Origin of the sequence: Curtobacterium sp. PhB170 (assembly GCF_003752345.1) — a bacterium.
In the GTDB taxonomy this organism is placed as follows: Bacteria; Actinomycetota; Actinomycetes; order Actinomycetales; family Microbacteriaceae; genus Curtobacterium.
The window spans coordinates 51,580-60,279 of the sequence record NZ_RJUM01000016.1 but is presented as its reverse complement, the minus strand read 5'-3'; the positions used below and the strand labels follow the sequence as shown (position 1 = coordinate 60,279).

Sequence of the window (8,700 nt, the reverse complement as noted above, 5' to 3'; positions counted from 1 at the left end):
GTGCGCGCCGAACACACCCTGGTGCAGGGTGGAGAACCAGCAATGTGCGGCTGGTGAGCGCTCCGGGTGGTTCCCGGTCTGTGCAGGTGATTCGGCGCCCTGCCCCAAGTCGATTGGAATCCGTTCGGACGAGTTTCGCCGACGGCTGTCTGTCCTACGCTCGGTCCATGCAGGGGATCACAATCCGACCGACGACCGAGGCTGACTGGGAAGCCGTCCGAGCGCTCCGCCTGGAGATGATCCAGGACACCCCGATGGCCTACGCGGAGCACCTGGCGGACGCCGAGCAGCACGACGAGACCGAATGGCGTGCGCGAGGCCGCCGAGGTCAGGACGTCGGGGGGACCTCGCTCGTGGCGATCGACGCCGACGGCCGCTGGGTCGGTGCGATGGGGGCGTTCATCCCGGACACCGCCACCGGACCGTTGCTGGTCGGGGTGTACGTCGCGCCGTCGCACCGCGGCCGTGCGGCCGGCGTGACCGATGCGCTGCTCGACGCGATCGAGGCGTGGGCTTCCGGCCACGGGACCACGCTCCGTCTCCACGTGCACGAGCGCAACCTGCGGGCGCAGGCCTTCTACGCGCGACGCGGGTTCGAGCTGACCGGGGCGAGCGAGCCGTACGTCCTCGCGCCCGACGAGCAGGAGCTCGAGATGATCCGCCGACTCGACGGGGCCTCGGCATGACCGGCGGTGGGGTGCGGTGGCTGCTGCTCGACGTCGGTGGCGTGCTCGAGATGGTCGACGACGCGGCATGGCCCGCGCAGTTCCGCACGAGGTGGGCGGCTGCGTTCGGCATGACGGACGAGGAGTTCTCCTCGCGGTTGTCGGACGCCGACCTGCCCGATGCCGCGCGACGGACCGGGGTCGACGACGAGTACTGGGGGAAGATCGGCGCCGCACTCGGCGCCTCGGCCGAGGTGCTCGCGTCGATGCGAGCCGACTTCTGGGACGCGTACTGCGGCTCCTTGAACGAGCCGCTCTTCGACTTCGTCGCCGGTCTGCGCGGGACGGTCGGGCTCGCGATCCTGTCCAATTCTGGTGACGGTGCCCGTCAGGAAGAGGAGCGACGATTCGGGTTCGCGGCCGTGTTCGACCCGATCTGTTACAGCCACGAGATCGGCGTCACGAAGCCGGAACCAGAGGCCTTCCGGATCGCACTCGACCAGCTCGCCGCCGCGCCCGAGGACGTCCTCTTCGTCGACGACGTGCCGGAGAACATCGAGGCTGCGCGGGCGATGGGGATCCGGGTGCACCTGCACGAGGAGACCGCGGACACGATTGCGGCGATCCGTGCGGCCGTGAGCGGAGGAGCGTGAGTGCCGCTACTGCGGAGCGCTGGATTCGGTGGGGTGCGACGCGGTGGTGAGCGACTCCACCCAGCCCCGCGCCGCGCGGAGGAGGTCGTCACGTGACGCGCCCTCGAACGCGCTGAGGCGCAGGAAGTGCTGCGTGATCGTGATGCCGAGGATGCCGCTCACGGTCATCAACGCCCGCAGCCGGGCGTCGTCGCCGTCCAGCGAGCGCGTCAGGTTCTCGACCCGCTCGTCGAGGTAGCCACGCATGGTGTCCGCCGCCTCGGGCACCGTCAGCATCGACCGGACGAGCGCGGCCGTCTCGGCGGGGAGCGCGTCGAACCGGATGCCCAGGACGTCGAGCAGGTGGTCGGCCGCCGCGCGCTCGCTCCCACCGTCCGACGTGGCCGGCAGCTGCACGGCGGTCGCGAACAGCGCTGCCTTCGACCCGAAGTGCTGCATCACGAGCGACGGATCGATGCCCGCTGCTGCGGCGATGCTCCGGATCGTCGTGCCCTCGTACCCGTTCGCACCGAACTGCTGCCGAGCGGCTGCGCGGATGCGCTCGGCGGTCTGTGCGCGCTTCGCGTCGCGTGAGGTCTCGGCCATGCGTCTGACTCTACGGTGTTGAGCGAGGTGTACGGTTCACTCAACGCCGATGAGCGAACGCATCGGTGCACGAGCTGACGGAGGAACCCCGATGACCCTGATCGCGATCGAAGAGCACTGGAACCACCCCGCTCTGACGGACGCCGTCAACGCCCTGCCCGACGACCGCCGCGACCCGAGCACGGCGCTGGACGAACTCGGCGACAACGGTGCGCTGCTCCGTGACCTCGGTGACACCCGGCTCGGAGCGATGGACGCGCAGGGGATCGACGTCCAGGTGCTGTCCCTCGCGCCGCCCGGAGCGCAGCCGCTCGATGCCGCGGACGCGATCCCACTGAGTCGGCAGGCGAACGACATCGCGATCGCCGCGGTCGCGGACCACCCGGACCGGTTCCGCGCGTTCGCGACCCTGCCGATGGCCGACCCGGCCGCCGCCGTCGCCGAACTGGAGCGCACTGCCGGCCTCGGCTGCGTGGGGCGATGGTCTACGGGCGGACGGGCGAAGTACCGCTCGACGACCGCCGGTACGACGACCTCTTCGCCGTTGCGGCGTCGCTCGGACAGCCGGTCTTCATCCACCCGCAGATCCCGTCGAAGCGGCTGCGCGAAGCGGCGTACGAGGGGTTCGACCCGATGGTCGAGCTCGGCTTGGCGACCTTCGGGTGGGGCTGGCACCTCGAGGCGGCACGTGCGGCACTGCGCCTCATCGTCGGGGGCACCTTCGACCGGCACCCGGACCTGCAGGTCGTGCTCGGCCACTGGGGCGAACTACTGCTCTTCTGGCTCGACCGTGCGGACAGCCTGTCGCGGGTCGCCGGACTCGAGCGGACGGTGTCCGACACCGTCCGCTCGAACCTCCACATCACCAGCTCGGGGATGCTCAGCCCCACGCTGCTCCGGCACGCGCTGGACGTCACGACGCCCGATCGGCTGCTGTTCTCCACCGACCACCCGTTCCAGCGACCCTCCGCCGCCGAGATCGACACGTTCCTGCAGGAGTTCCCCTCCGACGCGGCCCGCGAGGCGTTCACGTCGGGGAACGCACGTCGGCTGTTCGGGATCGGCGACCAGAAGGATGCGGCATGATCGGTCCGTGCCCAACCCGAACGTGACCGCCGCGTACCGCGCTGCCCGTGACCAGTTGCTCTCCGCAGAGTCCGCCGATGCCGCCCGCGCCGCCTTCCGGTGGCCGGACCTCGGCGACACCTTCAACTGGGCGGACGACTGGTTCGACGTCATCGCGGCCGGGAACGACCGCATCGCGCTCTGGATCGTCGACGCGGCCGGCTCGGAACAGCGGCTCAGCTACGCGGAGATGGCCGCCCGGTCCGACCGCTTGGCCGTGCGCCTGCACGAGCACGGCGTCCGGAAGGGCGACCACGTGCTGGTCATGCTCGGCAACCAGCTCGAGCTGTGGGAGACGATGCTCGCGGTGATCAAGCTCGGGGCCGTGATCCTGCCGACGTCGACGATGCTCGACACCGCCGACCTGCAGGACCGCGTCGATCGCGGAGCCGTCGCACACGTCGTCACGAACCGCAGCGAGACCGCGAAGTACGACCACGTCCGCGGGGGCTTCTCGCGTGTGGTCATCGGCGGCACGGCGGACGGCTGGACGGACTACCCGTCGGATCTCGGAGAACCAGCGCCCGCGGGGGAGTCGCGACCGATCGTGGTCACCAAGACCTCCGATCCCTGCCTCGTCTACTTCACGTCGGGCACGACCTCGAAGCCGAAGATGGTCGTGCACACCCAGACGTCTTACCCCGTCGGACACCTCAGCACGATGCACTGGCTCGGTCTGCGGCCCGGAGACGTGCACCTGGCGATCAGCTCGCCCGGCTGGGGCAAGCACGCCTGGAGCTGCTTCTTCGCGCCGTGGATCGCCGAGGCGACCGTCTTCGTCCACGACACCCCGCGGTTCGATCCGGCCGCGCTCCTCGCCCAGCTGGAGTCCGCAGAGGTGAGCACGTTCTGCGCACCGCCCACCGCCTGGCGGATGATGCTCCAGTCCGATCTCGGTGCGCGCCCTCGGGCACTGCGCGAGGTCGTGTCGGCCGGAGAACCGCTGAACCCCGAGGTCATCGACCGGGTCGAACGCGCGTGGGGTCTGACCATCCGCGACGGCTACGGGCAGACCGAGACCACCGCGATCATCGGCAACGCCCCCGGCAGCACCGTCACCCCGGGGGCGATGGGCCGTGCGTTGCCCGGTGTCACCGTGACGCTGCTGGACCCGGTCACCGGGCAGACCGGCGACGAGGGCGAGGTCTGCCTCGACCTCGACGAGCGACCGGTCAACCTGATGGCCGAGTACCTCGGCGACCCCGACCGCACCGCGGCATCGATGCGCGACGGCTTCTTCCACACCGGCGACATCGCGGTCCGGGACGCCGACGGGGAACTGACCTTCATCGGCCGGACCGACGACGTGTTCAAGTCGTCCGACTACAAGGTGTCACCGTTCGAGGTCGAGAGTGCCCTGCTGCAGCACCCCGCCGTGGCCGAGAGCGCCGTCGTACCCGCCCCGGATGACGCCCGGCTCAACGTCGTCAAGGCGTACGTGACGCTCGCCGCAGGGTTCGAGGCGACGGCGGACACCGCCGAACAGGTGCTCGCGTACGCGCGGACCGCGCTCCCGGCCTACGCACGCGTGCGTCGGGTCGAGTTCGCGGAGCTGCCGAAGACCATCTCGGGCAAGATCCGGCGCGTGGAGCTGCGGGAGCGCGAAGAGCGTGCGGCCGCGAGCGGGGTGCCCGTCGACGGCGAGTGGCGCGACGAGCAGTTCCCGGGACTGCGCGCGTCCCGTCCGCAGCGACCGTCCACCGGCAGCTGACACGCGGCGCGGCACGTGGAACTGATCCCCGATGTGTCCCGCGGCGCCTGGCTGCTCGCCCGCGCGGGGGCGTTCGGCACCGTGGGCGGGACGGTCGGAACCGGGTTCGAGGCCTCCGCGCGCATCCTCCACCCGGTGTCGGCGGACCGCGAGGACCGTTCGATCGTGGACGACCGGGAAGACCACCCCGTCCTCGAGTCCGCCCGGTGGCGGTGGTCCGACGTCGCATCGCGAACGGGCGGCATCGCGCACCCGCTCGTCCAGTGGCGGAGCCTGACCGGCCGGACCGACGAGTCCGACCTGGTGTTCGAGGACGGATGGCGCGTCCACCCGCCCGAGGAAGGCTGGTTCGAGCCGATCCTGCTCGCTGCGCTCACCGCGCACTTGGCCGAGGCCACGTCGACGCCGGACGACCTGGTCGCAGCGGTCTGGGGCGGGTGGGGTGATCTGACCGGCGGTTCGACGCTCGCCGTCGGTTGGCAGGGCGCCGATCAGGCGACTGCGGAGGAGATCGAGGCGATGCAGCGGTACGTCGTCGAGCAGCGAGCAGTGCACGACGGAGAACAGGCGGCGATCCGTGCTGCCCTCGCGGTCGAACGCTTCGACTGGCCGCACCGCGAGTGCTTCCTCCTCTCGATGACCCTGCCGCAGCTCGCCGACCCGACATGGCTGGACCGTGCCCGGATCGGGACGGTCGCGGACCTGCGCCACACCCCGCAGATGCTCTGGCCGGAAGACCACTCCTGGGTGCTCGCGTCGGAGATCGACTGGGACTCGACGATCGTCGCCGGGTCACGTGCCCTGGTCGACGCGGTCCTGGCCGACGACCGGTTCGAGGCCTTCCCGGTCGACGAGGACAGCGACCTGACGTGGGACGGCGACCTGGTCAACGGTTGAACCGTGGCGGTGTCGGCGGCCTCGTCCGCCGCCTGTCGACTAGAGCCGAGCGGGGAACGCCGATCGTCGGCCGACCAGCGTGAGCAGCGCCGCGACCGCCCCGAACACGATCATCACCACGGCCAGGACCAGTCCGTCGAACACGGTCAACAGCGCGGCTCCGAAGACCCCGGCGACGAAGATCGCGATGTTGAACGCGACGGGCAGGAACGCGCTGGCGACGTCGGCGTCCTCCCCACCGGCCGTGGTGAGCGCCGCCTGCAGCTGCGTCGAGGCACCACCGAAGCTGACTCCCCACAGGACGGCGGCGACCAGGACGGCGACCGGCGATGCGTGACCGACGAGCAGGACGACGCCGGTGACGACGAACAGTCCGACGCTCAGGTGGAGCAGGGGGCGGGGATGCCGATCGAGCAGTGCTCCCGTGACCACGACGCCGAGGATCGCCGCGATGCCGTAGACGAGGAGGACGAGCCCGGCGCTGAGGTCGGTGCCGGTCACCCGCAGGTACGGGGAGATGTAGGTGTAGATCGTGTTGTGCGCGACCATCCACGTGGCGATGACGGCGAGGATGATCGCGATCCCACGGATGCGGAACACCTTGACCACGGAGAGCTTCGCAGTGCCGGTCTGGCCGGGTGCGTCCGGCACGAACACGGCGATCAACGCGAGGATGACGACCCCGATCAGGCTGAGGCCGATGAACGACCAGCGCCAGTCCAGGGCGGTGCCGATGAACGACCCGAGCGGTGTGCCGAGCGCGAAGCCGACGGGGGCGCCCGTGGAGACGATGGCGAGCGAGACGCCCGCGAACCGGGCGGGACTGATGCGCCGCGCGTAGGTGGCGAACATGCCCCAGATGATCCCGGAAGCCGCGCCGGCGACGAACCGCGTGACGAGCGCGATGGTCACGTTCGGGGTGAACGCGGTGAGGGTGTTCGCGATGATCAGCACGGCGATCGCCGTCATGATCAGGGGCTTGCGGCGCAGGCTCCGCGTGAGTGCGATCGCCGGCACCGTGGCGATGACGGTGCCGATCGCGTAGGCGCTGACGAACAGTCCGACCGTGCCCTCGGACGTCCCCATGCCGTCCGCGATGACCGGCAGGAGGCCCGCGGGCATGGTCTCCATGGCGACGAGCACGAACCCGATCGCCGCGAGCAGTGCGAGCGGGAACCACGGCAGCCGGTCGTCGGCAACCGGAGTGGTCGACGGAGCCGACGGGGTCGTGGTCACGAGGGGGTCCATGTCCCTGACGCTAGGGCGGCTCGAGCGTCGGAAGGGAGGTTCTGCTCGACCCCGTTTCGGCAGAGCCTCACTCGTTCCGCGGAAGTGGTCTTCGCTGGGGGCATGACCGAACCCCAGACCTTCTTCATCACCGGGACCAGCCGCGGCATGGGCACCGAGTTCGCGCGCGCCGCCCTGGACGCCGGACACCACGTCGTCGCGACCGGGCGGGATCCGGAACGCGTCGTCGCAGCGGTCGGCCAGCACGACGAGCTGCTCGCCGTCGCCCTGGACGTCACGGACGAGCGCACCGTCCGGAGCGCGGTCGACGCAGCGATCGAACGGTTCGGCCGCATCGACGTCCTGGTGAACAACGCCGGAAGCTTCCAAGGCGGGTTCTTCGAAGAGGTCTCCTCGGAGCAGTTCCGCGCGCAGATGGAGACGAACTTCTTCGGTGCGATGAACGTCACCCGCGCGGTGCTCCCCGTCATGCGGGCGCAGGGCTCCGGTCGGGTCATCAGCATCAGCTCGACCGCCGGCATCGTCGCCGGTGCCGGTGGGAGCGCGTACGCCGCGTCGAAGTTCGCGCTCGAGGGGTGGATGGAAGCGCTGCACGACGAGGTCCTGCCGTTCGGCATCCACACCACGGTCGTCGAGCCCGGCTTCTTCCGGACGGATCTGCTCGCGGAGGGCAGCTCCACCTTCTGGGGCGACGTCCACCTCGACGACTACCGGTCTTCGTCGGACCAGACCAAGGAGTTCTTCCGCGGCATGGAGGGCAAGCAGAGCGGCGATCCGGCGAAGCTCGCCCGCACGCTCCTGGCCCTGACCGAGATGTCCGCACCGCCGCTGCGCCTCGTCGCCGGTGCCGACAGCGTCGAGGGGGTCGTGCGGAAGGCGCAGCAGCTCGTCGAACAGGCACGGGCGTTCCCGGAACTGACCTCATCGCTCGACCTGGACGACCAATCGAGCTGAGGCGGGCGACCGGGTAGCACCCGGGACCCAGCGCGCCGATCCGGCTCCGGCGTGTAGCCCGCGGCAGCGAGACTGGGTCGGTGCGCTCTCGTCTCGTCATCGGACTCCTCGTCGCCCTCGCCTGCACCGTGCCGCTCACGGCGTGCTCGGCCGCGGAGGGCCTGGCCCGGAACGCACTGGGGTCGTCTGGCGGATCGAGCGGCACCGAGACGGCGGTTTGCCCGAGCGCGGAGGCTCCGGCGCCGGACGCAGCGAATGCGACACCGGACCCGACCCCGGCGCCGACACTCGACCCCGCCGTTGCGAGCCAGGTGCGCACCGCCCTCCGGCAGGTCCGTGCGCTCCCGGCCGTCGCCGAGGCGACCCAGACGACCACGAACACTCCCAGTTCCGCCGCGGACCCGACCTGCTCCACCCGGTGGGTCACGTCGAACCACTTCGCGTCGCGGTTCACGGTCGCGATGGACCCCGACGCGACCCCGGCTCAGGCTGGAGCCGTCCCGACGACGATGGCCACCGAACTGGCGTGGACCGGCGCCTCCCTGACGCTGACCGTGCCGGCGGACGAGGGGCACATCGCCAGCACCGTCCACTACGACGGCACGTTCGACCAGCAGATCCCGACGTCGACGTCCACTGCGGTGGCGCAGGGACTGGCGACCCTCGCCGCGACCCCGCACGTGACCGGGCTCGAGGCCTCGATCCCGTACACGATGCGCGTCGACTACGGCTCGCTCGTCATCGGCGTGGACTCGGAGGACCAGGGCGTCCTCGACCGCGTCCGCGCCGTGATCGACACGACGGCCTTCGCGGACACGACCCTGCACGGTTCGTTCGGCAACGGCGCGAAACCGTGACGCGC

9 protein-coding genes and 1 pseudogene are annotated in these 8,700 nt (G+C 70.7%); 7 read left to right on the top strand and 3 right to left on the bottom strand.

From position 1 onward, the window contains the following. Window positions 1–167 precede the first annotated feature (167 nt). Window positions 168–686 (top strand): GNAT family N-acetyltransferase, encoded by a 519-nt coding sequence (locus EDF40_RS18770; protein WP_123338423.1) that lies wholly within the window; start codon window positions 168–170, stop codon window positions 684–686. Beyond that, a complete protein-coding gene (locus tag EDF40_RS18765; protein ID WP_123338422.1) occupies window positions 683–1,318 on the top strand; it encodes an HAD-IA family hydrolase in 636 nt (211 codons plus the stop codon). The genes EDF40_RS18770 and EDF40_RS18765 overlap by 4 nt, the downstream gene beginning before the upstream one ends. Window positions 1,319–1,324: 6 nt before the next feature. Here the strand turns inward: EDF40_RS18765 and EDF40_RS18760 are convergent, their stop codons facing one another. Together EDF40_RS18760 and EDF40_RS19695 are read right to left on the bottom strand one after the other, a co-directional pair. Then, a complete protein-coding gene (locus EDF40_RS18760) occupies window positions 1,325–1,903 on the bottom strand; it encodes a TetR/AcrR family transcriptional regulator (RefSeq protein ID WP_123338421.1) in 579 nt (192 codons plus the stop codon). A gap of 40 nt (window positions 1,904–1,943) precedes the next feature. Next, window positions 1,944–2,285, bottom strand: a complete 342-nt coding sequence (locus tag EDF40_RS19695) for a hypothetical protein (RefSeq protein ID WP_260236413.1) — start codon at window positions 2,283–2,285, stop codon at window positions 1,944–1,946. Here EDF40_RS19695 and EDF40_RS19585 point away from each other — a divergent pair. The 3 genes and pseudogenes from EDF40_RS19585 (at window position 2,181) to EDF40_RS18745 (ending at window position 5,636) form a co-directional block, all read left to right on the top strand. Further along, window positions 2,181–2,989: pseudogene (locus tag EDF40_RS19585) on the top strand (amidohydrolase family protein). The gene EDF40_RS19695 and the pseudogene EDF40_RS19585 sit on opposite strands and share 105 nt — an antisense overlap. Then, window positions 2,979–4,739: an AMP-binding protein gene (locus tag EDF40_RS18750; RefSeq protein WP_123338420.1), complete on the top strand. Its 1,761-nt coding sequence runs from the start codon at window positions 2,979–2,981 to the stop codon at window positions 4,737–4,739. Before EDF40_RS19585 ends, EDF40_RS18750 begins: the two are co-directional and overlap by 11 nt. 15 nt (window positions 4,740–4,754) lie before the next feature. Beyond that, on the top strand, window positions 4,755–5,636 hold the full coding sequence (locus tag EDF40_RS18745; RefSeq protein ID WP_123338419.1) for a hypothetical protein: 882 nt from the start codon (window positions 4,755–4,757) through the stop codon (window positions 5,634–5,636). A gap of 39 nt (window positions 5,637–5,675) precedes the next feature. Here EDF40_RS18745 and EDF40_RS18740 read toward each other — a convergent pair whose 3' ends face one another. Then, window positions 5,676–6,884 carry an MFS transporter gene (locus EDF40_RS18740; RefSeq protein WP_123338418.1) on the bottom strand — a complete coding sequence of 403 codons (1,209 nt, stop codon included), beginning with the start codon at window positions 6,882–6,884 and terminating at the stop codon, window positions 5,676–5,678. Window positions 6,885–6,986: 102 nt separating this feature from the next. Here EDF40_RS18740 and EDF40_RS18735 point away from each other — a divergent pair, with 102 nt between their 5' ends. Both EDF40_RS18735 and EDF40_RS18730 read left to right on the top strand, forming a co-directional pair. After that, complete coding sequence (locus tag EDF40_RS18735; protein WP_123338417.1) at window positions 6,987–7,838, top strand: SDR family NAD(P)-dependent oxidoreductase; 852 nt, start codon at window positions 6,987–6,989, stop codon at window positions 7,836–7,838. 80 nt (window positions 7,839–7,918) lie between these two features. Continuing rightward, the gene (locus tag EDF40_RS18730; protein ID WP_260212476.1) at window positions 7,919–8,695 is read left to right on the top strand and encodes a hypothetical protein; all 777 of its coding nucleotides are present in this window, start codon (window positions 7,919–7,921) and stop codon (window positions 8,693–8,695) included. Window positions 8,696–8,700: the final 5 nt, after the last annotated feature.